Origin of the sequence: Corynebacterium sp. HMSC08D02, from assembly GCF_001807505.1 — a bacterium.
In the GTDB taxonomy this organism is placed as follows: domain Bacteria; phylum Actinomycetota; class Actinomycetes; order Mycobacteriales; family Mycobacteriaceae; genus Corynebacterium; species Corynebacterium pseudogenitalium.
On sequence record NZ_KV789244.1, the window covers coordinates 1 to 24943 of the forward strand.

Below are 24943 nucleotides of genomic sequence, written 5' to 3' on the forward strand. Positions count from 1 at the left end.
AGGCTCCGGCTCCAGCTCCCGTACAGCAAGCACCTGCCCCAGCTCCTGCGCAACCAGAGCCGCAAGGGCCATGGCGTGGACTCCAACAACTTGAGCAGGCATGGGCGAATCGTCCTGCCGCACAAAAATAAGAACAAAGGGGGCATAGCAGATGGAGACATGGAAAGACATCCTGGTCAGCACCTACGGTGACGACCGCGAAGACGAAGTACATGAGGAAACAGCCGAATTTGAAGCTGTAGATCTTGAGCCTGATGCGCCACAAACGACTGGAATCGTTGCACCGAAAATCTCCCTCGGGATGGTGCTCGGTGGGCTGGTCGTTGTTCTTGCGCTTGGCAGCAGCCTGACGGTGTTGGCCATGGGGGCCTTTGGGTCGTCGCAATCCAGCGACGATGTCTCACCCCTTGTGTGTGGGCCTGCGCCAACTGGCGAGAAAGCGAAAGTGTGGGAGGCGTTCCAAAAAGCCTACTTTTCTGGCAACACCAGTGCAGTAGTCGAGCACCTCGCGCATACCTCACCGCTTCGCGATCAAAACTGGTCGCAGATTCTGCCGACGACCGCATCTGATGTGTGCGTTGACGTGGAGATTGAAGAAGCTTCGACGATCGAGGCCACAACGCAGGTCTTCGATGCGGTTAACAACCAGATTCTTGCGTATCACCAGCAGATCAAGTTTGCGCAAGAAGCAGGCAGCCCCCGCATCGTGACAGTCAAAGACATCGAAGCACAAGGAGGAAATCAATGAGTGATCGAGCCCCAGCGATGTGGTTATACGGTTGCCACGGTGGCGCTGGCGTGTCCGTGCTTGAGCAGCTGTGGGCACCAATGGCAGATGCACATGGACAGTTGCGTGAGATGAATCTTTTGGTGTGCTCGGCAACCTTTGACGGCATTGCAGCTGCACACCGTGTGTTACTTGAAGCGAAAGATAACGCTGACACAGGCATCTTAGGTGCGGTCGTGGTGCATCGCGATAGCAGCAAGATGCCACGGGACACGACGCTCGAGCTGCAAAAAATCAAGCATTTCACCGAAGTCTGGCACTTCCCGTTCATGAAACAAATCGCGAAGACCAGGATCGATGACCTGCCAACGTGGGAGCCGGGGGTAGCAGGGGAACCGCAACACCGTTTCCGGCGTCTAACAAACCAAAGCAATGTTCTCGCCACCGCAGGCGAGATCGGTGACCAGATATGTCGCGAGTTCGTGCGGCGGATCACCGAATAATCCAAAAACAATTTGAAGGAGTTTTACCAATGATTGATATTTCTGTTGCCGTTGACGCATCACAGGCAATTTTGGCGCAGGCCGAACTGTTCAATACCTCTCCAACTGCTCCGGACGGATTCACTGGTCCGATGCAGCGTCTGGTGGGCATGGCGAAGTGGATCGGTTTTGTCCTCGTCGGCATCGGGATCATTACCGTTGCCGGGTCCATGGCAGTCTCGCGTCGCGAGGGAACCTCAGATGAAGCAACGTCGAACGCGCTGCGCATCGGCTTTGCGGCATTGCTGTTGGGCTCTGTCGGCTCGCTCCTCGGCCTGCTGATGGGTAGCTAATGGCACACATCATTGCGCAAGGCCCACCCGATAGCGCATGGAATATGGGCTCGGTTGTCGGTGCTGACGGTGCTTCTGCGATTGCAACGCTGATGACGTGGGTGGGCTGGGTGTCGTGGATCGCCCTTGCTCTGTGTGGTCTCGCCGCGATCGCGTTTGCTGCGATGCTCGCGATTGATAAAGACCGTGGGCGCGCAATCTCGGCGACATCGCCGCATATGGAGCTCGTGAAATGGGGGCTGGGGGTCATGATCATCTCCAGCGCCGGTGCTCTTGCCAGCACGCTTTACAACCTGATTTAACTCGACGAAAAAGGATACGACTGTGAACCGACTAATTGCTCCGCTGCTTGTCGCAGCCTTGAGTGCGACCACGCTGGCTGCATGTGGGAGTGCTCCAGACGAGCAGGAAGCTTCGTCATCGTCTGCGACGGCATCAGCGAAGTTTGCCGAGGGCAGCTGGCATATGACCGGCCAAGGATTGCCATTTGCATTACCGAACAATGAATTTGGCGACGTTCAGACCACTGAGTTCATTGATCATTCGGAGATGCAAAACTGTGTCCCGAACCGGCACCAGCGTGTCTCTCGCGTGATTCCGCAGCTGGTTGGCGAGCAATTAGTACTCTTTAGCGAGCAGGACGGTCCGCAGCGCATTGACGAGCAATCGCATCTGCCGATGGGCTATGCCCAAACAGCCCACGGCGCAGCACTGGCTGCGTACAACGCATACTCGCTGTTTCTTCCGTATGGAGAAACAGGTGCACGTGCAGCGAAATATCTTTTTGACTTCGGTGAAGACACTCCTGGCATCGAAGAACTCGAGGGAACACCCGTTGATTTGCTGCCTGATGCGTTCCGGATTAAGGCGTGCTCTCCACAAACAGTGTTGGTAGAGCTGCGCATGCCATCAGTCGAGGGTGGCGAGTCTACGGTCGTGGAAGCTCCCATGGTCTACGAACATGGTCAATGGCTGTGGCGAACGACCATTGAGGGCATGCTTGATCGCGTCCACCTTGTCGATGACAGTGAGTTCGAGCCAGCGGAGTGGACGCCATGGCCAATGGGATAACCACGCATCAAGCGCGTATCGGTGCGCTGGTTTTTGCGGTGTTGTTGGCACTGCAAGCCAACTTAGGCTTTGCAGCCTCAGCATCAGCCCAGCCGCTGGTACAGGAGACCGCGCACAGTATCGTGCTCGCGCAGTCTACACCGACCGAGACCGCCGGTGACGATGGAGAAAAGGACAAACCGACTAACAAAGACCGGGTCAAAGCGGCGTTTCATCTCGCGGCGCAACAGGCGAAAGAAGCGGGGTTAGGTGGTGCTCTTTCGTTTATCAACAATCCAACGGGGACGCTTACGAGAACCGCTTTCGATGCAGGGAAAGAAGCGCTTTCGAGTGCGTGGAAAGCGCCGATCGGCAAGTTCACAAAGTCGCTTGTTGAAGGCAACGCGGAAGTCCTCGGCGCAGCGATGACGCTGTGGACCGGGTTTAACTTCGATCCCACCATCGGTGCGAAAAACATCGCTGGCGTTCGAAACATCGTTGTCGTGCTCACCGTAGCAGCGCTGATCATCTCACTGATTGTTGGTGGTCTTCGTCTTGCAGCGGTGCGCTCGACCGGCCTCGACGACGGTTTCAAAGACCTCGGTGCGGTAGTGGTCCGCATGATGGTCGCCACCAGCCTCGTTCCGGTCCTCACGGTCGGGGGCATGGCGATTAGCGATTCGCTGGCAAACGAAATTTTCGCGCAGTTCGGCCCAAGCGACATGTCATCGTTTATTGACCTGGCCGATGCCTCCGGCGTCGAAAAAGTCTTTGGCCCGATCATCGTCCTGCTTGTCATGGTGCTCGCACTTGCCGGGTCTGCGATGCAAGTCCTCGCACTCGCCGTGCGGTTTATTGTGGTGCCGATCGTGGCAGGTCTTGCGCCACTGTTCGCCGCAGGTTCCATGACCGGGGTCGGCAAGAACGGGCTCAATCACCTCTACGCCTATCTCGTTTCGGCCGTCGTATTTAAGCCCATTGCCGCGTTGCTGTACGTCACGGTCTTCTGGTGGAATGACGCGCTGTTCAAAAGCGATGCACCAGAAGACGAAGCTGGCTGGCTCGCAAAACTACTTGTCATCGTCATGGTGGGTGTTGTCGGTTTCTCGGCTCCAGCGTTGGTCAAGATCATCTCCCCGGCTGCAGCACCGACCGCAGGAGGATCGGGCGCAGCAGCCATTGGAGCCGCCGCAGGTGTAGCAGGAGTGGCAACAGGCGCGATCGGACTTGCAGCTGGCGCGGTTGCAGGCCTCGCTGGTGCTGGTGCGGCAGCAGGCAAGGAAGTCGCCACCGGAGCAGCAAAACAGGCTGGAAAGGCGGCAGCATCTGGTTCTGCAAAGGTTGCTGGCTCAGCAAGTGGCGGTGGCGCTGCGCGTAGCGCAGAGGCGGCTGCTGGCGGTGCAGGTGAGATGGGCACGCACGTGCTTGAGCAAACCAGTGAGAATATGAGCGAAACATCGCACAAGCTCGAAACGGACTCCAACCCTCAAGGTCCATCACCTACCGCTGGGGATATCCCTGGTGGCGAACAATCAACGCCAGATCCGAGCCGTGCAGGCGAGCAAGCACAAGCCTCTGCCATGGGTGGAGCTCAGCAGTCGCTTCCAGGTGAATCCCAAGCCGACGGAGCGAAGCTGGGGCAAGCGACTGATGCAACAGGTCAATCACAGCAGGCTGACGGGGCACATACGACTCCAAATGCAGGCACGAATACCGATGGGCAAGCACCAAACGGAGCACAGCAACAGCAGCATGACAGCGCACAAGGCGCTGGAACAGCCCAGCAGGCATCGCCAGATACACCAGCATCGGCTGAAACCCGTGATGATGCTGCAAAGGGCAATCAAGGACAGGCAGCGGCACAGTCGTCAACACCGGCAGCAGAGTCCGGCAAGCCTGCAGCAGTGGCATCCGCAGAAACGCAACCGAACATCGCTGCACAACCAGCAGCGCCAGGAGTGGCAAGGCAGGCACCAGCTGCCGCGACGTCGGCAGGGGCACAGCCATCTGCCACGCCGGAAACTCGACCCGCTGGTGAAGCCGCACCAAGCGCGCCTGCGCGTCCAGCGGCTGTGGCAAGTCCACAGGCGGGCACAGCAGCAGGTTCGCGTGGACGACGAATGCTGCGACGCACTGCAAGTGCTGGCACAGCAGTCAAGAAAGGCGCGTACGGGATGCAGCGTGGCGCGAATTCAGCGGCAGCGGTGCTTGGACAGATTGGCAACGCAGTGGACCAGCAGGCCGGATCGGCACCGATTTACTACGGACAGATTGGACGCTAAATGAGTCAAGAACTTCGACCAACCTACACGCTGGGCTCGCCAGCAGAGCGCACCGGTCTTGGCGGCTTGAGCATGAAAACAACGCTCACCCTGCTTGCCGGCATGGTCACATTTGTGTTGTTCTCGCTGGTAGGGGCAACAAAAGCAGCGTTTCTTGTGGTGCTTCCCGCCACCGGAATTATCGCCGCGATCACGTATATCAAAATTGGTGGGCGCAATCTTGCAGAAATTGCGCAAATGGTGGTCCAGGACATGCTGCGCAACAACCGACAAGAGCAGTATTACGTCTCTGGCGGGTTTTCGGATGTGCCAGGTGGGGCATATCAGCTGCCTGGCATGCTGGCGGCAACGCGTCTCGCGGTGGGCAAGGACCATAGGGGCGAAGAGTTCGCAGTCATTGTCGACGACAATTTTGCCGAGGCCACGGTTGTACTCGATGTGCAGCTGTCAGGGCAATCAGCGGTGACCCAAGATGAGCGCAACGTCATGACCGCCTCGTGGGGATCCTGGCTTGCCTCGTTGTCACTGTCGGGCGATATTCGATCCGCATCAGTAACGGTGTCAACCTTTCCCTCAAGTGGCGAGCTGGTGCGCCAGGAAGTCAACCGCATTGTCGTTGACGACGCGCCTGCGATTGCAAAGCAGATTCTTGCAGAAGCCGCAGACGAGCTTTCGGCAGGGCTGCCAGAGATTTCCGCGCATGTCGCCGTCACATTCAAGATTTCTCGCGAACAGCTCCAAGACGATGCCTTTTTAGACGTGCTCGCAACCCGCTTGCCAGCACTGATTGATCCGCTGGTGTGGGCGGGCATGTTGGCCGAGCCGATGAATCAGGACAAACTGTGTGCGCGCGTGCACACCGCGTTCAATCCGGCAAGCGAGGTTGATTTCGAGCAACTTGGTGTCCAGGGCGTCTCACATGGGATGGGCTGGAACGATATTGGCCCAAGCATGGCGGTTGCAGAGCGCAGCTTGTTGCGCCATGAGTCGGTGATTTCACGCACCTGGGAGATGACGCAAGCACCACGAGCCAATTTTGAGGATCGCGTGCTAACGCGTTTGTTGGCACCTCACCCTCGGTTGCTGCGCAAGCGGGTAACCCTTGTGTACCGGCCATTCGAGGCCGGGGCTGGCGCGCGTCGCGTTGAAGCAGAGCACCAGGATGCACTCGTTGCCGCCAATGCAGGACGCGGTGCGGTCTCCGCTCGTGCAGAAGTACGTCTTGAGCAAACCCAAGCGTCGCGTCGTGCGCAGGCGCGTGGTGCGCAGCTGGGTCGCTATTCGCTGTTTGTCACGACAACGGTTGATGACGAGTCCAAGCTTCGCGCTGTCAATGAAGATGTCTCGCAGCTTGCAGCGACAAGCGGTATCCGGCTCAAGGTTGCAGCACGCCAGCAAGATACAGCGTTTGCAGCCTGTCTCGGGGTCGGTTCCGCGCCATGGGTGCGTTCGAGCTTGGTGCAAGCACCTGCGCTGATCCAGAAAGGGTTTGGAGATGCCTAAAACGAAGACGAAGACGAAGACGAAGAAGCAAAGCACGGCATTGCTGGGGAACGTCAACGCAACGTTGGTCCGTCAGCGCTCGATTCTGGGAACAGAGATCGGGGTTGTGGTCGATGAACGGTTCCGACAAGCAACGCTGCCGATGCAGGCGGTCTCGCCGTTCGATCTTGTACCTGTGTTGGACTGGTGCCAGCAAGTCGGTAGTCTGCGCGACGATATTCTTGGCGCGTCGGTGACGTTTGTACCGACCGGTGACGACATTGCCACAGTGACGATGCACGAGGCTCAAGCGCATACGAAGATGCGCTGGAACTCGGCAGAAATCGTCGGCAACCTCGCGCTGGCTGCCGATGACATTGCAAGCCAAGCACGCACATGCGGGCTTGATGTACGCATGGCACAGCCAGCAGAGGTCGCAGCACATATTGATGCGCTGCGACTGAACGAACAAGCAGAAGAGACCAGCAGCGCAAAGCATTGTGTGCTCAACGGGGAAGTTTCCGCCACGTTCGAGATCTTGCTCGACGAGGTGGACGCACTTGCAGCGTGCATTGATGCAAACGATGAGCTTGGTCTTGGAGCATATGTCTATGTTGCTGCGCGTCCTTTTGAAACAGCGCACAAAGCGCAGTGCGCGGCATCGATCACATTGGTTGGAACATCGGTCAACGAGTGTGAAGCACTCGTTGGAGCATTGTTTGCAGCCCTTGGGCCGATCCACCGGCTGCGTGTGCGCCGCATGGTCGGCAGGCCAGCAGTAATGCGGGCTGCGGCAAATGGGATCGGAGTACAAGCGTGGCAACACATTGCAATAGAGGGGAGGAATCGTGCGCGTTGATGAGTTTTTGACCCTGCACGAAGCCATTGAAGCAGGCGAGAAGAAAATGCCAGCAGCATGGACATGGAACGGGTGGTGGTACCGGCAGTTCCTGAAAGCGAACCCGGACCTTGCCAGCGCGGTGACGACCGCGCAGCAGGATCGGCTGCGCGGGCAAACGCGCCGTGGTCGTCTAGGTCGCTTCGGTATGACTGGAAAATTCGGTGGAGCATCACGAGTGATTGCGGGCCCGGTGGAGTTTCAAACGACGACAAATCTAGGCTGCGGTTTCAATCCGAACTCGGTTGGAGCGGCGGCACCTGCGATCGGCACACCGATTGGGCGACATGCCACCACCGGCGCAGATGTCGGCTTTGACGGCTTTGCGTGGTTTATGGAGCAGATCATTGCCAACCCTTCCGCATTCGTCTTAGGCTTGCCAGGTTTGGGCAAGTCGACCTTGATTCGAAAACTCCTCATTGGCCATGTTGCGCAGGGCCATATTTCGATCGTGGCAGGCGACATTAAGGCCGAGTACGTGGGCTTTACCCAAGCGGTTGGCGGACAGGTCATTCAGCTTGGCCATGGTGCCGGGGCGTTGAACCCTTTGGACGTTGGCGCGCTCGGCAGGGTGATTCCGACGCTGGAAGCCCACCGCGACCGATTGGAGGAAATTGGACGAGCTGACCTGATCCGCAGGACGAAAGAACAGGTTCATGGTCGCCAAGTGGCCCTTGTCTCTGCCCTAGTCGGGCTGGCACGAGCAAATAACGAGGCTGCAGGCCACGGCATTGCTGACTATGAAGCAATGATCATCGCAGTGGCATTGCGCGAGCTCTACGACGGACAGACGATCGATTGGGAGCATCCGCCGATCCTGGCGGATCTCATTGCGCAGATCGAGGCGGGCAGTGCAGAGCTGCGCGACAAAGCGCGCGCCGAGACAGAAGCGGAATGGAAAGCACGAGTCGATCCACTGTTGCTGTCGCTGCATTCCCTGCTCGACGGCGCGACCGGCCAGATTTTCGGAGGCCAAACCACACAGCCCATTGACGTCACTGCGCCAGCGGTGTGTATCGACGTTTCAGCGATTGACCGTGGCGATCGCGCTGTGAAAGCAGCGGTGATGATTGCCTGCTGGTCAAACGCGTTCGGCTCGATTGAAGCCTCGCATGTGCTCGCCGATGCAGGCATCGACAAGCAGCGCTATTTTGCCGTCTGTCTCGACGAGCTGTGGCAAACACTCGCGGCAGCGCCAGGCCTGGTTGGCCAGGTCGATGCATTAACGCGTTTGAACCGTTCGACCGGTACCGCGCTGTACATGATCACACACACATTTAAAGACCTCCAGGCCGTGCCGACCGAGCAGGACCGGCGTACAGCGATGGGGTTTGTGGAGCGTGCCGGTGTCGTTATCTGTGGTGGTCTGCCACACAGTGAGCTTGAGCTGCTGTCGAATCAGCTGCCGTTTACCGAGGCCGAAGCCGAAATGATTACCTCATGGTCGCGAGGCGCAACACCGAAGCGCTCGCGCTCGCACGCAGCAGGTGGCGTGGCACCGGGCCGAGGCAGGTTCATGATCAAGGCATCAAAAGACGGCACACCAGGTATCCCGATTCAGACCGTCTTGTTTTCGACTGAGCAGCGCACACGAATTCACGATACAAACACTCGATTTGACGATTTTGGAGACAACTAATGCGAATTGCACAAGCAGTAGCAGGAGTCCTGATTGCCACGCAGGCCGTTGCAGTGGCCCCAGCGCTTGCGATCAGCCCGAGCCAGTACGCAGTGATGATTGACGATTTTGAGCGTGCCCACGGGGTAAAGTCCATCGGCGCAGGGGAGCAAACTCCACGCAATAGGTGCGTGGTGCCGGACAAAAACCAGCAGGTACTCAATCCGAGCCTGTTTGAACAGCAGGTCAAAGAGCGCGCGAGCTGTGAGCAAGCAATGAACAAGATTGTGGAATCAATCCGTGCAGATAAGCAGTGGTCGCAACCAATGGATCAAGCGTTGAGCACGCTTGGTGAGCGCTATGGGTATACGCAGGCAGTGCAACTGCGTGAGCAGCGTCGAGAAGCACTGATTGAGTCACTACGCGGGTCGCGGTGGTCGGAAAAGCTCGAAAAGACGTTGGCGGAGCTTGCAAAGCAGGACAAGCAAGCGGCATACGTGCTCAACCAAGCGCGCGAAACCAACTTGATTCGGGCTCGTGAGTTGTCGTGGTCGGCCACCGTTGAGGAGATTTTGCGGCCCATGATGGGCTATGTCCCAGAGGCCGCGACCTTGTTGCGCGCAAAGCGCCAGGCCTATCTTGCGCAGTGGAAAGACAAGCCATGGTCAGCCACGATGGAAAAGGTTGTCGAGCCGATGGTTGCACAGCGGGTACCAGAAGCGACAGCGTTGCTGGAAGAAAAGCGTCGTGCAGCCCTGAACGTGTGGATTGACCAGGACTACAGCGCGGACATGGACGCAGCATTGAGCACGCTTGGTGAGTACTACCCAGCTGCACTGGTGGTGCTCAAGGAGAAGAAGCCGGGTGCACAACCAGGTGACCAGGCAAGCTCAAGCTCGAGTGCCACACCTGCCCCAGATACAGGCTCTACGGCCTCCTCATCATCGACACCTACACCGTCGTCTTCATCTGCGGCACCAAGTGAGCCAGGAGACGCAGGAAGTGCGCAAGGCGATGGGACGTGGTGGAAAGTCCTCGTTGGTGTGCTTTCGTTCCTCGCTGTTGCAGGCACAGCGTTGTACTTTGCGTGGTTTGGAATCTGAGGTGGCAGCAGTCATGACGAAGCACGACCCACAGCCGAATAGAGCCCCGATCCCAGCTGAGATCCGTGAAACCGCATTAACCGAGTTCGAAGAAACCTGGATTTCTTACGGCTCGGCCTCACGAGCCGCAAAGGTGATCGCAGCGAACTACGGGATCGGAGTGACAACACTGATTGATTGGGCTCGTGATCGCGGTATCTGGCCGCGCACACGAGCAAGTGTTGCAGCGCAGCTCGAGCACGAAAACGCTGAATTGCGCGAAGAGATTGTGCGTCTGCGTCGGCAATTGCGCGGTATGGGGAACGAATGAAAAAAGTATTCAGCGTCTTAGGGATCGTGCTGCTGTTCACGCTGTTTATCACGGTGATCGTAGACGAAAACAAGTTGAAGTGTCTGCCAGGTGGCACCGGCCAAGGTGTGGTCAACGCCGATGGGTTGGCACGACCGCTAGATAAGCAGTTCCCCAAGGGGTCCCCGTTCGGCATGCGCGACGGTAGGATGCACAACGGCCTGGACTTCGCCGCGCCATTAGGAACACCGATATATGCCTTTGCTGACGGCAAAGTCATCGCCGCACAAGACAGCGGAGTAATTGGCTTTGGCGGCTGGGTCGTGCTGTTGCACTCGATCGAAGGCGTTGAGTACTCCACCGTCTATGGGCATATGTTTCCGGGCCAGGTGCACGTGTCCGTTGGGCAGACCGTGAGTGCAGGTCAACAGATTGCAGAAGTAGGAACCGCTGGCGAGTCATCTGGGCCGCATTTGCACTTTGAGATCCACAAAGGCAATCGCCTCCAAAACGGGTGGGCAGGAGTCGAAGATCCCGGCCCATGGATTGATGCGATCGATGCTGGTGCCTCCGATGTCGAGCAAGCACCACGCGGCTCGAATCACACCCCTGCACCGTCGACGTCGACGACCGCACCCAAGGCAAGTGCCACCGATAGTGATGGTGTGCCAGCGACAGTCGGAAAGTTTAATGCAACGCAGACGCTTCGCGCGCGCCAGATTATCGATGCGGGTCAGCAGCGCGGTGCAAGCGACAAGGTCATTTTGGCAGCACTTTCGGCAGGCATTGTTGAAAGCGAGCTCCTCATGCTTGCATCACAGGCTGTACCAGAGTCGATGGAATATGAGCACGACGCTCTGACGCCAGGTGACTACGACTCGGTTGGGCTATTCCAGACCCGTGTGTCGTTGCACGCTCCAAAATACGGCGGCATTGAGGGCTTGATGAAAGTCGAAAATCAAACAAAGTTTTTCTACGACGGTGCAGCACTCCTCAACACGGAATCGATGGAGCCAGGCCTCATCGCAGCAGACGTTGAAAATCCCGCAGAAGAATACCGTCACCGCTACGCGGGCGTGATGGATCAGGCGATCGAGCTGTATGCAGCACTCGAGAACGTTTCTGCCGGCGCATTGGGTGCGATCGCAGGTGGTAACCCATGTGGGCCAACAGGTGATTACGACGGTGACGGAAACGGCATCGTTGCGGCAGCGCGCGAGCAATTTGGGATGCCGTATGTCTGGGGTGGCGGCGATCAAAACGGCCCGACAGGTGGACTTGGCGGTGGCGAGCCCGGCTTCGACTGCTCGGGCTTGGTCCTCTACGCGGTTGCGCGTGCAACCGGTGGAAAGCTCGTCCTCGGTCACAATACGGTGGCACAGGCGAACGATCCCCGTGTGAAAGTGGTGGATTGGGAGGACCGCCAGCCAGGAGATCTGTTGTACTTCGGACCCGATGGTGCGCAAGGCCATGCGTCGGTGTATTCGGGAGAAAAAGACGGCAAGCCGATGCAGATCGAAGCACAAACCTTTGGTGTGCCGATTGGCGAATACCCGGTGCGACTGAATGAACAAGTCCATGTACGCCGCGTGGTCTTTGATACGGACGCGCAATCAGCAAAAGACGACACCAAGCAAGAAAAAGAAAAGGAGAAAAAGGATGCGAAGCACCCGTAGCCTCGTGGCCGTAGGCTGCTGCGCTGCACTGTTTTTGGCCTCGGCCTGCGGTGGGAGCCACGATGATCACGATGACCACATGCACCCACATGACCACGGCGATCTCGGGCCAACCGAAACGTTGCCGTATACGCCAGCGACCCCGTACGGGCCAGGCTGGGAACAGCTGGAGGGCAAATCGCCAGAAGCTGTGGCCACCAACGTGTTGGAATACATCGTTAAAGCCACACCTGCGCAATCACCAACGCAGATCGTCGAAAGTCTCAACGGCGTGCTCACCACAGAAGCACTCGGTGCGCTTAACGCGCAGCCAGGCCTGGTCGATGCGACCCCAATTATGCCGGTGCTGGAGCAGTGGCAGGCAGCAGGCGGAGGCATCACCGTGCACACAGAAGTAAGTGCCGAGCAACACCCCGCAGACACCGAGACCTCATGGGCGAGGAAGATGCAGACAACCCGCGAACTCGAGGGCATCGATGAAGCACTTGTCGATGTCTGGATGGTGGAGCTGTCCAGAGACCACGACAGAGATAACTGGCGGCTTCACCGGATTGCTCGGCTTGATTCGAGCTACTCGACCGAACAATAAAACACGTACATAAGGAGAACATCACAATGGCACTGTCAGCAGAAGAAAAAGCACGCTGGAGCGAAATCGATTCGATCATCGCAGAGCACAAACAGGAACTCAAAGCCGCGACCACGCACGAAGAGTTGAAAAACTTTGCCGAAGAACAGGGCTTTATGAATAAGTCCGACTTCGGCAAATTCAAGTTCTCACTGCGCAAGATCGCGGTGAACTACGACGAGCTGCGCCAAGCGACCTTTGCGCAACGGGATAAAGAGCGCGCCGAAGAACTCAGTGACCTTGACGACGACGCGCCGTTGATTCAGCTGTGGGTCGGTGCCGTTGAAGGCGATGACGACAGCGCGGCGTTTGCGATCTGCAACGAGGACGACGATGCAGTGTGGTACGGCAAGTTCTTCGACGATGATCGTATCCGCCAGGTAGGCGACTTGGTCTCTGCCGAGCAATCAGTGGCAGATAAGGCCGTATGGTTGGCCTCGAAAGCACGAGAAGCTGCGGACGTTTCCGCTGCGCGCCTCTACCTCTACACCACCTGCCCACAACTGGATGAAGCGGCGTTGCTTGCTACCGGGGCGCGCTTTGGCATCGCTGTAGAAGTCATCGTTGACGAGGACGAGCGGGCGATCCAAATGGCGGAAGCCCCAGGGTATAAGCGTTGGCAGGACAATGACCTCGCTGAACTGGTGAGCGTCGATGGCTAAAAGCGACAATGTGCGCCGCAAAGGTGGCCCAGGAGTCGATCCCCACACCAAAACGATGGTGGGCCTGCTGTTCGGGTCGATACTCCTCGGCCTGCTCGTTGCATCATCACTCAAGCTGACCGCGAAGCGCTACGGGCTCGACGGCGATATTTCGCTGAACCCGATCGTGCTCGCAGTAGGCATTGTGACGAAGTCCTACACCTGGAACACGTACACGACGCTGGCGTTTTGCGCGCAGATCGTCATTATTGCAGTACTTGTTGGCTCGTGCTGGTGGGCAATGGCGAAGCTGTCCCCGAAGAGCGCAAAGCGTGTGGACGAGGTGCAGCATTTGATGGGCAATCAACGCGACCGCGATTCCTTTTCAAAAGCCGCAGTCACTGAGCTTGCGAAAAAGTGGCTCCCACCCGCGTTGGCTGTGCAAAAGCCGGGCTTGCAGTTTGGCTGTGAGGTCGGCAACCGCAAAAAAGGACTGTGGTCGTCATGGGAAGACCTCTACTTGATCATCTTCGGGCCTCGAATGGGCAAGACCACCACGCAGGTCATTCCAGCGATTGTTGACGCTCCTGGTGTGGTAATGACCACCTCGAATAAGCGTGACATTGTTGATGAAACAATCGGGATAACTGGTGCGCGTGGTCGTGCGTTCGTGTTTGATCCGCAGCGCATCGCTGCGGGGTTTGAGCAGCCACGGTGGTTTTTCGATCCGCTTGATGCGCTGCGTGAAGATGTTGACTTAATGGACAGCAAGGCACTCGCCCTGGCCGATATTTTTCTGTGTGCGCAAGGTGGCGATACCTCAAGTGGGGATAGCTATTTCAGAAACGCAGGGCGCGATTTGGTCTCCCGGCTGTTTATGGCGGCAGCGCTTGGCAACCTGTCCATTACTGAGGTCTTTACGTGGGCGTCGGATGATTCTGACCGCACACCGGTTGGCATTCTGCTTGCACATGAAGAGTGGAAGCAGCATGGCCAGGCGCTTGCTGCAACATACGGGATTACCGAGCGTACAAGGAGCGGTATCTTCTCGCAGGCAGCACAGATGGTCGCGCCACTGGGGCGACGCGAAGCAGCCAAGTGGATTACTCCAACTGCTGGTGCGCAGCGGTTTTCTCCGGCAGACTTCGTGCGCAGTCAAGCCGATACGCTCTACATTTTGTCGAAAGAAGGCCCCGATTCGGCAGCAGCGCTGACCACGGCGCTGGTAGCAGCAGTCACCCAAGCAGCCGAGCGCTACGGCGAAGAGTGTGGTGGACGTTTGCCGGTTCCGCTTGTGGCGGCTCTCGATGAGGCGGCAAATACGGTGCGGTGGCCAGAGCTGCCGCAGCTCTACTCGCACTACGGATCGCGATCGATCATTTTGATGACGATTTTGCAGTCATATGCGCAGGGCGTTTCGGTCTGGGGAGAAGAGGGCATGGAAGCGCTTTGGTCTGCCTCGGCAATCATGATGTACGGCGGTGGTGTGCGAGACGAGAAGATGCTGCAAAAAATGAGCGAGCTGATCGGCGATGCAGAAGAGTCCACCACGTCGGTATCGCGGTCGCAAGGTGTTCGCAGCTTGTCGACTTCCACGCATGAAAAGAAGATCCTGACGGTCTCAGAACTCAGCGCCCTGGAGGCAGGTCGTGCGATTGTTTTTGCGACGAAGCGACGCCCGATCATTGCCGAGTTGATTCCGTGGTGGGAGCGCAACTGGCCCAAAGAGATTAAAGACAACCTCGGCTAAAGGAGCATCATGTCAGAATCACTCAAACCCAAAATCGAACAGGCCTTGCTTGGTACATCACTTGCTGAGCTCGGCGGGAAAATCGAAGAATTAGCCGCAGAATACGGCAAAGAGCATGACCTCAATGACCTCGTCTTGGGGTTCGTCCAGCGCCAGTTCGACGCGGTGCGCGAAACACTAGAAGCACCAGAGCAGCCAGACACCGTGTTTTCCAGCGTCTACGAGTTCGTCGACGAGTTCCTGGTCACGATGTATCCCTACACCAAATCGCGTGAGCGTGAGGTGCGCTGGACGCAATACTGGTGGGCGCATGAGGAAGCGTTAACGCGCATTACGGTGATGTGGCACCGGTTTGAACAGCTCATGCGCGATGAACCAGCTACCGGGCTTGAGACGTTTTTGCATCACCACAGCGACTATCACATGCAGGTAATCATGGCACCGGAGGGGGTTTTCGACGACTCGCGCAGGGTCGATACCGATTCAATCCCACTGCCTAGTGCCCCAATCCCAACCAAGGAGGAGACACATGTCTGAAAACCGTTCGTATGCTGCGCTTATTTCGGCGATTCTGGCTGCTGGCAAGCAGCGTGAACGTTTCCCGCGACCGCGGACGTACACCCCTGGGCCGCGTCAGCTTGCCTCGATGACGTCGCCGGTGCTCATTGCCGAAGTCCAGCGTCGGATCGTCTATCAGCAAGGCAGACTCTCCGATCGCGATTGCCGCTATTTCCATGATGAGTTTTCCCGTCGTGGCTTTGACGTCGCTGCAGGGCTTTTCGCAGGAGCTGCTGTCGTGGCAACTGGCAGTGCGCTTGCTGATCGACTGGCAACCCTTCCGGCGCTGGCGTCGTTTCGTGCAGCCCGTGACGAGGCGTTTGAAGCATACGACCAGGCAGCACGAGAAGCGGACGCAGCAGCAGTAGTTCCTTTGACGGCAGAAGACATGCTGCTGGACATGCAGGAGCTGGGGATGCCCGAGACAGCAATTGATGCGTTTGATCGCATGGCAAACACCATCACGTTCGATCTTTCCGAGGCGTTGGAAGCGCAAGCAGCACAGGGGCAGGACGATCTGGGAGTGGAGCTGTTCCAGGACTTCGGTCTTGACGGTGAGCTTGAACAATAGCGTTGGGAACCGAGACGCGGTGTTTAGCGTCTAAATACAGACAAGGATTCGTAGATGGAGTAGTGCCATGATGAAAAAAACCACGATTAATGAAGACATTGAGTCAATGAGCAGGGCGTATAACGGACTGTCGCCTCGTGCATGGAGCGTGATTAGGTACCGGACCAAAGAATTGCTCACATCACACATCGCGGAGTGTCAAGCGGCATGGGGAGAAGATGTCGACTGGGGGGATGCAAGCGCGTGGCAGGTCTTTGGGATTGACCAGGCAATGCGGTTGTTGGGCAAGGAAACGCTTGGGGAGCATTTTCAGCGACTTACCACGCTGACCGAAGGCGTCTCCAGGTATCTCTTGACGAAGTACTACCACGTCCCCGCTGACGTCGATGACGAAGCGACAGACGAGCAGATGGCAGCTCTCGACAATTTGCTTGACGCTGGTGAAGCCAGGACGGTGGTAGGCGAGGTCGTTGAGGAAGCGGTTCGTCGTATCCATGTCGTTGAGGTAAAACATGCGCTTGAACAGTTTGTAGCAGGAGAGTCATGAGCGCACATGCTATTGAACAGACCGTGTATCCCGTGTTGCGTGACATTCAAGCGAACCCGAAAACGAAGCGCGTCACGAAATACTTGCGCGATTACATCGGCGAAACACGAAGGCAGATTGTCGAGGCTGCAATCAACGACACACCCTTGCACGATTTGGCGGTTCGCCTTGGTCGGTCAGAAGAGCGGACTGCAAAGCTGGTCCAAACGCTTGCGTCCGATCTGCAACAGCTCAACGAAAAAGACCCGGTATCAGCACTGGCCAAAAACTACCTCACAACTGGCAAGAAAAAAGCACTGCGTGAGCTGCTTACTGCGGTTGAACCGAGCATTGCAAAGGTCTGCCAATCGTATGGGATTGCAGGGAGCATGCGCGATGACGTGATGATGGAAACACAGTCGCGAATCGTGGATGGACTGCCGGGGTTTAAGTTTGAGAGCACGGTTTCTACCTGGGTGAATACGATTACCCGAAATGTGATCGTTACGCAGGTTCGTGAGCAGCAAAAACAGAGGTCGAGGGAAGTCTCGTATGAGGCCACGATCAGTGATGACTCCGAGAACACACTCGCGTCAGTCAGTGGTTGGTTAGCGTACGAAGATGCGTACGACATCGTGGAATCTGCCGAGATTCAACAGGCGCTCGCTAACCTTTCCGAAGACCATAAGGAAATTCTTGCATTAAAGGTCAATGGGTTGAGCAATCCTGAAATTGCAGATGAGCTTGGCATTGCTGCCGGAACTGTAAAATCGCGACTCTCTCGTGCACGCCGCCAGCTTTCACGTGCGTTGGAGCAAGCTGATGAACCAGCAAAAACGGTCAGCAGCGGTGTGCTTGATCGAGTGCAGATTCCAACCCATGCCACCAACGAAATCGCGCGACCGCGTGCGCCTGGACAGCAGCCGCCGATGCAACAACCGAGTGCCGTGACGCACGAAAACGAACATGAGCTGGGCGATTAAAGCTCCATATCGCTGGCTTGCTCAACCTGGGGGAGTGAGGATTGCAGGTGTGCTGGAACACCTGCAGCGGCACTGCTACTTGACTGGGATTGAGACATCGGTAGATCAGTATCGATCGCACAATCAATACAGTCGCTTCTAAACCCTGCGGTAGTAGAAAGATCGCTACGAGCTTGCGAGAGATCGACGCCGATAAACGTTGCAAAGTTCAACGCAGCTCCACGCAGGTCCAAATTGCGTAGGTGACTCCAAGTCGCTTCCAACACGTTCATAATGGTGCGGGCGAAGCTGACAGACTCACCACGAACATTCAAGAACTCCACCTTTGAGTGATAATCGTTTGGCGCGCCAAACGTCGTTCCAGAAAAGTCCGCATTGTCCATATGACACAGCGAGAATTGTGTGCCGATCAGAGTCGCGTTGTTGATGGTTGCGTTGTCGAGGCGGCAACGCAACATGTGTACATCCTTAAGTTGCGCCTCGGTGAAAATCGCTCCAGAAAAATCGCAGTCTTCGAAGTCAACGTCGCGAATGATGTGCGCACTGAAATCAACACCAGCAAAGCTCTGCCCGACAATTTTGTCTCCAGGGGTAAAGGAGGGGGCCGCGTTCGCGGCTGGGGAAGGCTCAATGTTTACATTGGTGTGCAGCCAGGAAAGCAACGCAGCGTCGCTGGTTTCGGTCTGCGGTGGCAGCCCATCGAACGTTGGCTGGTCGGGGAGATGGTCTCGCAGCTTGTAGGCAAGCAGCCTGCCAAGGTCCTTGTATCCGTCACAGTGACGTAATTCCTCAAGGGTAAGAGGTCGTGGGTCAATGCCATTTTGGAGCAAATCGCGCCATGCTTCACGCACTGGAAGATCACCATCACCAACAGTGACGAGCTGAACATAATCGGCGTGGGGTAGAGCATCGAGTGTGGCCTCGAAGTGCGAAGCAATGAACTCATCGACGGCAATGGATCGACCATGCTCCCACAGCGCGGTAAGGCGTTCGTTGCTCGTTGCTTCGGCAACATCATCCCACAGCACTTCCATTGCACTGCGCTGGCGACGGTCGTTTCGCAGCACCGTTTCCAGTACCTCACACGCACTTGGAGCTGATTGGTTTCCGGCGTGATGTTGGTGCGCTTGCTCGGCAGTTTCATCGAGGGAAACGTCAGTGACACAGTAGGTTTTTGTCGCGTATTTTCCACGGGTGAGCGCAACATAGAGCCCAGCTCTATCGACCGACTTATCAATAACGGCATGGGCAACATCGACCGTTGCACCCTGTGCGCGATGCACAGTGGAGGCGTAGCCAAGTTGGACATGTTGGGCAACATAAGCGGCAGGCAGGAGCTTGCGGATACTGCTGTTTTCTTCACGCACTGTGAGTGAACCGTCGTCGTGAATCTGATCAACGACGTACAAGTCGCCGTTGTTCACAGACCCATTGGTCCCATCGCGCTTCTCGAAGAAGCGCTGATTCTTGCGCGTCAAAATGACATCGCCAACACCGCATTGTTCGCCGCGCGCGATTGTTGCCTGCACATCCTCGCTGACTTCACCGCGCGTTTTTCGAACATTTTGGATCAAACTGTTGAGGTGAACGACGTCCGTATTCGTCGATGCGAGCAGCAACGCTTTTCGTCCAGCAGCAAGATCATCGAGATAATTTGCAGCAGCATCTTCCAACATGGCGTTGCGAGTTCCACCGCTAACCCACCCACGATCGAAGTGCAGATCAAGGCCTTTGGCGTTGCCTTCTCGAATTTGTAGCGAGGCGTTTGATTGCTCATGGTCGTCCTTGAAACGCATCACATCGGTCAGTGTTGCAGTCTTGCCTGTGCGCGTCATTGCTCCGAACAGTCCGCCCGATTCAACTGCGTCGAGCTGGAGGGGATCACCGACGAAGCGAACGATTGCTCCAGCTTCGCGCGCAATTTCTATCAGCGCTGCGATGTTCTTTGTTGACGCCATTCCGGCCTCGTCCACCAGCAGCATGTCACCAGGATTGATGTCGATCGGGAGCGCCTCAAGCGACTTTCCAGGCTTCGTTGGGTGCCGACCAGACCACGTAAAAGTTAGCGAATCAATGGTGGTTGCTTGCGCTTCAATGTCGTCGGACAGCACATCTGCCGCTGCGGCAGAGGGAGCTAAACCGATCACGTTTCGTCCCTGTGCGCGCCAGGTATTGGCGACTAATTTCATTGACGCAGTTTTGCCTGTTCCTGCCGGCCCCACCCCTGTTGCTGCGAGCGTTCCACACGAGAGGAGGTGGCGTGCCAGAGACTGCTGACCGTCATTGAGCGACCAGCCCTCGCGCTGCTCGTGCTCGTGGAGTGCTTTTTGAATGGCAGCTTCTTCCACAAACACTGGTACCGGTTCGATGACTGCATCGAGAACAGCTTGCTCTGCTTCGAGGACTTCTGGCGTCGTAAACTGCGCACTATCGTGCATCCGGTCGATCGCATTTCCGGCTGCATCTGTGAGCGCATCTGGAAGCGTGTACGGCTCAGATACGGCGAGTGAAACAGCGTGTTCGTCAAGAATTCGCTGTACAAGCAAGTGCTGTATTTCGTCGCGCTGTTGGCTCGATTCGAAGCGGTACGCCATGAGCTGTGATGCCACAGACGTGAGCAGGTGGCTGCGACGAAACGTCGAGCGTCGACGCAAGACGTTCTCAAGTGCTGCGTCAATAATGGTGGAGTAGTGGTCTTCATGGATGAGCGGAAGTGGGCGCTGCGCTGCCGACTGCACACTGTTTTCCAGGCTTAAAAGTAGGTCTTCTCCGTTGTTCATCGCGCGCACTTCGTCGCGCCATTGTTGACGAAGTTCAGCGAGTGATTGCGCAGGTTTTTTCGCGTCTCGCGTTTCCAAAATGGCTTGTTGCCAGAGCCTGTTGACGACTCGAGTCGAGGGCTGTGCTTGATGTTTTGCAACGTATTCATCGAGCAAGCGTTCATAGACCGGGCGCGCATTTTCACGGCGCTTTGAGAACTGATCGATTAGGTCTTGGCTCACACCAGCGACTTCCCAGAGCAGATCCTTGTCTTGTCCACGGTCGGTAGCGATCATTTCGATGCCCATTTCTCGGCGGAGTAGATCCGCGAGCACCATGTTATATCGGTAGCTCATTGGCTGGTGAAAACGAAACATCATGCGACTATCAAGGGACTTCCATCGCCCCTGTTTGTTTTGCACTTTGTTCGAGATCAGCACGTGCGAGTGTAGGTCAGGATCACCCATGCGAGTGTCAAAGTGTGTAAATTCTGCGGCGATGATCCCTTGTGTACGCTCTTGAATCTTGCCGCCTGCGCCTGCGCGAGTTCGGATGAACTCGTCTTCGGCCCACGCAATGCAATCAGCGACGGCTTTGTGATGGAGCTCGGCAATCTTGCTCGCTGTCGCCTCGTCGGACAGTGCCCACAGCGTCGAAATGCTCTTTGCAGGTGAGAATGTGAAGTCGAACCCTGCGACTGCTTGCCGGACATTTGCGCGTTTCTGGTTCACCCAAGAAAGCAACTCCCGCCCGTTAGCCGCCTCAACCCCGTGGGCTTCTTTGAAGAATGGTCCGCCGATCGTGAGCGCGATGTCGCGGCGTTCTTCGGCAGTGGGGAGCTTATTATTTGCCCTGCGGTAGGCAGACTCCGCTTCGTAGAGCGCTTCCAGCAGCGGGTCTTTTGCCGTGAACCAGGGGAATGCTCGACCAATCTTGCAAGCGTTGAGCCCTTTGCCTTGCCGCAGTATTTCATCGGAATCTGGGTGCAGGCCCTCACCATAGAGTGCCGCCATGTGCAGCTCTTGGACTTCGGCACCGGTGTAGATGGACTCGGTGTTAAACCCTTGCAGTCCTTTGCCTAACCAACGACCTGGGGGAGTACCTTTGGCGGCGTAATAATCGGCAAGTTTGGTGTGTTCGGTTGGAGCGTCGTTGGTCGCGACAGAGCTCAACAGGTACTCGTACCCGTTGCCTGCGTTGACGGCTCTGACGCTTAACATAGCGATGATTCTAGCAGGAAAACCCGACATTCACTTAGAGTGCCTATGGTGTATTCGGTTTTCGGGCCGATTAGGCCCGCTCCTCCCGGAGGGGGCTTGAGTTAGTCGCGAAAGCGCCTAACGTCAACAGGGATCGTAATGACTGCAACGAAAAGGAGACAGGAATGAAGAAACCATCGCGTCAGGCACGAAAGCAGGCTCGTGAAGCGCTCGCTGAAAAGTTCGCGGCACTTGAGAAGCGCGTAGAAGCCGAAGCCGTGCTCCATGATCTGATCGATGAGATGAGTGAGATTGAGGCCAGGTGTGGTCGCGCGATTGTTGTGCTGCAAGAACTCGGAGTAAGCGCGAAAGAAATTCATAGCTCCACAGGGTTGACCGCAGCCGAGCAACGAAAGTTCGTGACACTGCTGGAGGAGAACCAGGAGGGTGAGGAAGTCTCCACGGACAACGAAGGCCAGGTTCAAGAATTTGATTCAATGCCAGCAATGGAGAACGCACCTGCGCAGGAATTGGAGCACTGGGCATAGAGACGAAAGGAGTCATGTCGGGTGCCTCAGTTAGGATACTTGTATTCGTTCTGTGGCAACTGCTTCGCGCCTTGTTCGCACCACCATGCTCCGCAACATCGACGGATTCAAAAATCGTTGGAACGAACGCCTCGGGGCACTTCACTTCGAGACCACCTCACAGCCCGACACTGGCAAGACTGTAGTGTGTAAGAAGATCGGCCGAATTTCTATGCGTAAGTGAGGATGAGTTTATGGCACTCACAGGTCCTGAGCACGAGAAAGTACGAGTGCCGGTAGTTGCCGCGTTAGAGACTGTGGGCTGGCTACACGGACAACTACAATGGCAGCCCGAGTGGCGAGTTCCCAAGTCGCCAAGTGAGGCAAAGAAGCGGGAAGACGGCCGGGGGTTTGCGGGATGGCCGGTGGATCTAGCCATTTTTGAAGATACTGATGGGCAAAACGATTGGCAGAGCATCATCGGTATCTGCGAGTTCAAGGCTCCCGATGAAAGAGCTGGCGTTTCACAACTAGAGATTTACCTGGCACGTGAGCCTCGCGCACGATTTGGGCTGTGGACTAACGGTACGACGTCGGCATTGCTGTACAAGCTGCCTGATGGAACCTTCAAGACCGTTCACCACAATGACCTTGTTCTGCCGAAACCTGACGATGACTTCGAGCAAGCCACGACGAAGGCGATTACGTTCGACAACCTAGTACAGCCGACAGAGCAGGAGTTGAAAAGTTCGTTCAAGGCTCTGCTTGATGTTGTCGTAGCACGCGATACCATTTCTACCCGCTCAGAGGCGCATCTCGATCAGATATGTAATCTTCTCTTGTTGAAGTTGGAATCGGACACCAATGCTTCCTTGCAGCCGCATCTACCCGTTATGTTCCAGCTGCGCGGAAACGAAGAAGCAACAGCTTCCGCCATTCGGGATGCGTTTGAGCAGTTGGTAGACCAACGCGAAGAAGTGTTTCGTGATGACCACGGCCCAACCTTGTTGTTGGACGACCATACTATTAAAGAAGTGGTGTTCTCGTGGTCAGGGTGGAACTTGCTCGAAATGCAAGCCGAAGCCGTGTCGAATGCGTTCCAAGTATTTCGTCGGGCGAACCTCAAGGCTGGCGAAGGTCAGTACTACACGCCGTCGCGCATTATCCGGCCCGCAGTAAAACTCATGGACATCCAGCCTGGCGACAAAATTATCGACCCCGCGTGTGGGACGGGCGGATTTCTGGTTGAAACCTTTCGTCAGATTAGCGAAAGGATATCCAATGCTGCGAGGCTGCGGACCTGGGCGCATCGCAACGTGTATGGCGTGGATAAAGACTCCATCAACGTCAAGCTCACCAGGGCCATGATGATGGTGATGGGGGATGGCTCCGCTCACGTACACATCGGTGACTCACTGAGGGAGGATCGCTGGGAGAAAGACTATCCCCATTTGCCTTTGGCGATGAGGAATTCCAGCTTCACAGTGGTAATGACCAACCCTCCGTTTGGCGAGAACCTAAAAATCACTGCCAAAGACTGCGAAGCGAATAAGTATTCCATCTCGAAAGCAGCCGGTAAGGGGAAGCACTACAAGGACATCGAAATCGGTCTTGTGTTTCTTGAGCGCGCCTACCGTCTATTGAAAGTCGGCGGTCGGGTCGCCATTATTCTGCCGGAGACATACTTCTTCTCACCGTCCTATTCTTATCTGGCCGAGTGGATGGAATCACGTTTCATCAGGCGTGGTGAATTTAACGTACCAATGGAAGCCTTTCAAGGGTTCTGTCGCGCGAAAACGAACCTGTATGTATTCGAGAAACTAGCCGAGGTAAAAGTCGAGGACGACGATGAGTAGGACACCGCACAAACCCTCTTGGTTCACGGACGGCAAGGTATACGTCTCATTTGCGGATACTTGCGGCATCAACAAAGACGGCAACACACTATTTCAGGTCGATCCGAAAACCGGAAAGCGAACGGATGTTGTTGATGACCGGCTTCTGGAAGACGTCAATGCGCTCCTTGACGGAAGTGACGCTAAAACTGGTCGCTGGGTCGATAACGCAGACATCACTATTGGAGCGCCACGCTACTACGACACACGGTACAGCGATGCGTTGGCCGCCCTTCTCGACCGTGAGGAATTTGAGGGCTTTGCAGCTCGCTCGCTGGGAAGCCTGATCGAGGAAGGGTATGTTGAGCGTCGTGCCGGTCATGGCTCTCCATCAGCTGACAAGCGTCATGGCAACATCCCGTACATCAAAGTGTCGGATGTGCGCGCCGGACAGATCAATATCAACCCATCAAACTTGGTATCGCGGGTTGTAGCAGAGCAGTTTTGGCGAGGAAAGTCATCAGGTTTGAGCGCATTCGACTTGGTTACCCCGATCAGAGCTTCCAAGAACATCGGTGAGTTTGCTGTGCTCATGCCGGGGCAGGAAGAGATCGTGTTGACGAAAGAAATGCTGATTTTACGTGCGTCGTCGAGTGCTCCTATCGACAACTTCTTCCTGCTCTGGGCGTTGTCCCTTAGCGTTGTCCGCCAGCAGTGGAACCGCGTCGTTCTCATGCAAACGAACCGTGAGGATGTTGGTCAACGGTTCCTTGAAATTAAAATCCCGTGGACCGACGACGCTGACCGGGCGAAGTCCGTGTCACGCTCATTCCGGGACTATTACACCGGAATGGACAGGTTGCGGCGCGATTTCGTGCGCGATCTCGAACATGGTGGGCTACACCATGTGTTCCTCGGTGTGGACGGATCAACGTCAGAAGATGGCTCTGTAAAGTAGACAGCAACATGCGGGCGGGGCAGGTGATTATAGAATCACCTGCCCCG

At 56.4% G+C, this 24943-nt stretch carries 24 protein-coding genes; 23 read left to right on the forward strand and 1 reads right to left on the reverse strand.

Features of this window, described 5'->3' with window-relative positions; all coding sequences use genetic code 11:
• The first annotated feature begins 151 nt into the window (after positions 1-151).
• The 19 genes from HMPREF3170_RS05475 (at position 152) to HMPREF3170_RS05565 (ending at position 17617) form a co-directional block, all read left to right on the forward strand.
• Positions 152-748, forward strand: coding sequence for a hypothetical protein (locus HMPREF3170_RS05475; RefSeq protein ID WP_070478342.1), 597 nt, complete (start codon positions 152-154; stop codon positions 746-748).
• Positions 745-1230, forward strand: coding sequence for a hypothetical protein (locus HMPREF3170_RS05480; protein WP_070478344.1), 486 nt, complete (start codon positions 745-747; stop codon positions 1228-1230). The genes HMPREF3170_RS05475 and HMPREF3170_RS05480 overlap by 4 nt, the downstream gene beginning before the upstream one ends.
• Before the next feature lie 29 nt (positions 1231-1259).
• The gene (locus HMPREF3170_RS05485) at positions 1260-1562 is read left to right on the forward strand and encodes a hypothetical protein (RefSeq protein ID WP_070478346.1); all 303 of its coding nucleotides are present in this window, start codon (positions 1260-1262) and stop codon (positions 1560-1562) included.
• Positions 1562-1864: a hypothetical protein gene (locus tag HMPREF3170_RS05490; protein ID WP_141742215.1), complete on the forward strand. Its 303-nt coding sequence runs from the start codon at positions 1562-1564 to the stop codon at positions 1862-1864. The genes HMPREF3170_RS05485 and HMPREF3170_RS05490 overlap by 1 nt, the downstream gene beginning before the upstream one ends.
• Positions 1865-1886: 22 nt before the next feature.
• A complete protein-coding gene (locus HMPREF3170_RS05495; RefSeq protein WP_141742216.1) occupies positions 1887-2633 on the forward strand; it encodes a DUF8175 domain-containg protein in 747 nt (248 codons plus the stop codon).
• Positions 2618-4894, forward strand: coding sequence for a hypothetical protein (locus HMPREF3170_RS05500; RefSeq protein ID WP_070478351.1), 2277 nt, complete (start codon positions 2618-2620; stop codon positions 4892-4894). Before HMPREF3170_RS05495 ends, HMPREF3170_RS05500 begins: the two co-directional genes overlap by 16 nt.
• Positions 4895-6397: an SCO6880 family protein gene (locus tag HMPREF3170_RS05505; protein ID WP_070478352.1), complete on the forward strand. Its 1503-nt coding sequence runs from the start codon at positions 4895-4897 to the stop codon at positions 6395-6397.
• On the forward strand, positions 6390-7235 hold the full coding sequence (locus HMPREF3170_RS05510; protein WP_070478354.1) for a hypothetical protein: 846 nt from the start codon (positions 6390-6392) through the stop codon (positions 7233-7235). Before HMPREF3170_RS05505 ends, HMPREF3170_RS05510 begins: the two co-directional genes overlap by 8 nt.
• Complete coding sequence (locus HMPREF3170_RS05515) at positions 7225-8913, forward strand: ATP/GTP-binding protein (protein ID WP_246814925.1); 1689 nt, start codon at positions 7225-7227, stop codon at positions 8911-8913. The genes HMPREF3170_RS05510 and HMPREF3170_RS05515 overlap by 11 nt, the downstream gene beginning before the upstream one ends.
• Positions 8913-9995, forward strand: a complete 1083-nt coding sequence (locus tag HMPREF3170_RS05520) for a hypothetical protein (RefSeq protein ID WP_070478355.1) — start codon at positions 8913-8915, stop codon at positions 9993-9995. The genes HMPREF3170_RS05515 and HMPREF3170_RS05520 overlap by 1 nt, the downstream gene beginning before the upstream one ends.
• A 13-nt stretch (positions 9996-10008) precedes the next feature.
• Positions 10009-10305 (forward strand): hypothetical protein, encoded by a 297-nt coding sequence (locus HMPREF3170_RS05525; protein ID WP_141742218.1) that lies wholly within the window; start codon positions 10009-10011, stop codon positions 10303-10305.
• Complete coding sequence (locus HMPREF3170_RS05530) at positions 10302-11960, forward strand: peptidoglycan DD-metalloendopeptidase family protein (RefSeq protein ID WP_070478359.1); 1659 nt, start codon at positions 10302-10304, stop codon at positions 11958-11960. Before HMPREF3170_RS05525 ends, HMPREF3170_RS05530 begins: the two co-directional genes overlap by 4 nt.
• Positions 11944-12549, forward strand: coding sequence for a hypothetical protein (locus HMPREF3170_RS05535; RefSeq protein ID WP_070478360.1), 606 nt, complete (start codon positions 11944-11946; stop codon positions 12547-12549). The genes HMPREF3170_RS05530 and HMPREF3170_RS05535 overlap by 17 nt, the downstream gene beginning before the upstream one ends.
• Positions 12550-12575: 26 nt before the next feature.
• On the forward strand, positions 12576-13250 hold the full coding sequence (locus tag HMPREF3170_RS05540; RefSeq protein WP_070478362.1) for a hypothetical protein: 675 nt from the start codon (positions 12576-12578) through the stop codon (positions 13248-13250).
• Complete coding sequence (locus HMPREF3170_RS05545; RefSeq protein ID WP_070478364.1) at positions 13243-14979, forward strand: type IV secretory system conjugative DNA transfer family protein; 1737 nt, start codon at positions 13243-13245, stop codon at positions 14977-14979. The genes HMPREF3170_RS05540 and HMPREF3170_RS05545 overlap by 8 nt, the downstream gene beginning before the upstream one ends.
• 9 nt (positions 14980-14988) lie before the next feature.
• Positions 14989-15516 (forward strand): DUF4913 domain-containing protein, encoded by a 528-nt coding sequence (locus HMPREF3170_RS05550; RefSeq protein ID WP_070478365.1) that lies wholly within the window; start codon positions 14989-14991, stop codon positions 15514-15516.
• Entirely contained in the window at positions 15509-16108 is a 600-nt protein-coding gene (locus HMPREF3170_RS05555) for a hypothetical protein (RefSeq protein WP_070478367.1), read from the forward strand. Before HMPREF3170_RS05550 ends, HMPREF3170_RS05555 begins: the two co-directional genes overlap by 8 nt.
• A gap of 67 nt (positions 16109-16175) precedes the next feature.
• Positions 16176-16655 carry a hypothetical protein gene (locus HMPREF3170_RS05560; RefSeq protein WP_070478368.1) on the forward strand — a complete coding sequence of 160 codons (480 nt, stop codon included), beginning with the start codon at positions 16176-16178 and terminating at the stop codon, positions 16653-16655.
• The gene (locus tag HMPREF3170_RS05565; protein WP_070478370.1) at positions 16652-17617 is read left to right on the forward strand and encodes an RNA polymerase sigma factor; all 966 of its coding nucleotides are present in this window, start codon (positions 16652-16654) and stop codon (positions 17615-17617) included. The genes HMPREF3170_RS05560 and HMPREF3170_RS05565 overlap by 4 nt, the downstream gene beginning before the upstream one ends.
• Here HMPREF3170_RS05565 and mobF read toward each other — a convergent pair.
• A complete protein-coding gene (gene mobF, locus HMPREF3170_RS05570) occupies positions 17614-21627 on the reverse strand; it encodes a MobF family relaxase (RefSeq protein ID WP_246814926.1) in 4014 nt (1337 codons plus the stop codon). The genes HMPREF3170_RS05565 and mobF overlap by 4 nt on opposite strands.
• 134 nt (positions 21628-21761) lie before the next feature.
• Between mobF and HMPREF3170_RS05575 the strand changes: the two genes are divergently transcribed.
• From HMPREF3170_RS05575 to HMPREF3170_RS05585, 4 genes are read left to right on the forward strand one after another with little or no spacing between them, the layout of a single operon-like run.
• A complete protein-coding gene (locus HMPREF3170_RS05575; RefSeq protein ID WP_070478374.1) occupies positions 21762-22124 on the forward strand; it encodes a hypothetical protein in 363 nt (120 codons plus the stop codon).
• Between the two features lie 52 nt (positions 22125-22176).
• The gene (locus HMPREF3170_RS11715; protein ID WP_168161628.1) at positions 22177-22347 is read left to right on the forward strand and encodes a hypothetical protein; all 171 of its coding nucleotides are present in this window, start codon (positions 22177-22179) and stop codon (positions 22345-22347) included.
• A 10-nt stretch (positions 22348-22357) separates the two neighbouring features.
• Positions 22358-23959: an HsdM family class I SAM-dependent methyltransferase gene (locus HMPREF3170_RS05580; RefSeq protein WP_083290886.1), complete on the forward strand. Its 1602-nt coding sequence runs from the start codon at positions 22358-22360 to the stop codon at positions 23957-23959.
• Entirely contained in the window at positions 23952-24896 is a 945-nt protein-coding gene (locus HMPREF3170_RS05585; protein WP_070478377.1) for a restriction endonuclease subunit S domain-containing protein, read from the forward strand. Before HMPREF3170_RS05580 ends, HMPREF3170_RS05585 begins: the two co-directional genes overlap by 8 nt.
• Positions 24897-24943: the final 47 nt, after the last annotated feature.

Bases quoted from the DNA above. Each gene is read 5' to 3' on its own strand.
- HMPREF3170_RS05485 (WP_070478346.1), top strand. From the start codon at position 1,260: ATGATTGATATTTCTGTTGCCGTTGACGCATCACAGGCAATTTTGGCG.
- HMPREF3170_RS05525 (WP_141742218.1), top strand. From the start codon at position 10,009: ATGACGAAGCACGACCCACAGCCGAATAGAGCCCCGATCCCAGCTGAG.
- HMPREF3170_RS05550 (WP_070478365.1), top strand. From the start codon at position 14,989: ATGTCAGAATCACTCAAACCCAAAATCGAACAGGCCTTGCTTGGTACA.
- HMPREF3170_RS05575 (WP_070478374.1), top strand. From the start codon at position 21,762: ATGAAGAAACCATCGCGTCAGGCACGAAAGCAGGCTCGTGAAGCGCTC.
- HMPREF3170_RS05585 (WP_070478377.1), top strand. From the start codon at position 23,952: ATGAGTAGGACACCGCACAAACCCTCTTGGTTCACGGACGGCAAGGTA.
- HMPREF3170_RS05580 (WP_083290886.1), top strand. From the start codon at position 22,358: ATGGCACTCACAGGTCCTGAGCACGAGAAAGTACGAGTGCCGGTAGTT.
- HMPREF3170_RS05510 (WP_070478354.1), top strand. From the start codon at position 6,390: ATGCCTAAAACGAAGACGAAGACGAAGACGAAGAAGCAAAGCACGGCA.
- HMPREF3170_RS05475 (WP_070478342.1), top strand. From the start codon at position 152: ATGGAGACATGGAAAGACATCCTGGTCAGCACCTACGGTGACGACCGC.
- HMPREF3170_RS05540 (WP_070478362.1), top strand. From the start codon at position 12,576: ATGGCACTGTCAGCAGAAGAAAAAGCACGCTGGAGCGAAATCGATTCG.
- HMPREF3170_RS05490 (WP_141742215.1), top strand. From the start codon at position 1,562: ATGGCACACATCATTGCGCAAGGCCCACCCGATAGCGCATGGAATATG.
- HMPREF3170_RS05520 (WP_070478355.1), top strand. From the start codon at position 8,913: ATGCGAATTGCACAAGCAGTAGCAGGAGTCCTGATTGCCACGCAGGCC.
- HMPREF3170_RS05480 (WP_070478344.1), top strand. From the start codon at position 745: ATGAGTGATCGAGCCCCAGCGATGTGGTTATACGGTTGCCACGGTGGC.
- HMPREF3170_RS05505 (WP_070478352.1), top strand. From the start codon at position 4,895: ATGAGTCAAGAACTTCGACCAACCTACACGCTGGGCTCGCCAGCAGAG.
- HMPREF3170_RS05545 (WP_070478364.1), top strand. From the start codon at position 13,243: ATGGCTAAAAGCGACAATGTGCGCCGCAAAGGTGGCCCAGGAGTCGAT.
- HMPREF3170_RS05535 (WP_070478360.1), top strand. From the start codon at position 11,944: ATGCGAAGCACCCGTAGCCTCGTGGCCGTAGGCTGCTGCGCTGCACTG.
- HMPREF3170_RS05565 (WP_070478370.1), top strand. From the start codon at position 16,652: ATGAGCGCACATGCTATTGAACAGACCGTGTATCCCGTGTTGCGTGAC.
- HMPREF3170_RS05555 (WP_070478367.1), top strand. From the start codon at position 15,509: ATGTCTGAAAACCGTTCGTATGCTGCGCTTATTTCGGCGATTCTGGCT.
- mobF (WP_246814926.1), bottom strand. From the start codon at position 21,627: ATGTCGGGTTTTCCTGCTAGAATCATCGCTATGTTAAGCGTCAGAGCC.
- HMPREF3170_RS05530 (WP_070478359.1), top strand. From the start codon at position 10,302: ATGAAAAAAGTATTCAGCGTCTTAGGGATCGTGCTGCTGTTCACGCTG.
- HMPREF3170_RS05500 (WP_070478351.1), top strand. From the start codon at position 2,618: ATGGCCAATGGGATAACCACGCATCAAGCGCGTATCGGTGCGCTGGTT.
- HMPREF3170_RS05560 (WP_070478368.1), top strand. From the start codon at position 16,176: ATGATGAAAAAAACCACGATTAATGAAGACATTGAGTCAATGAGCAGG.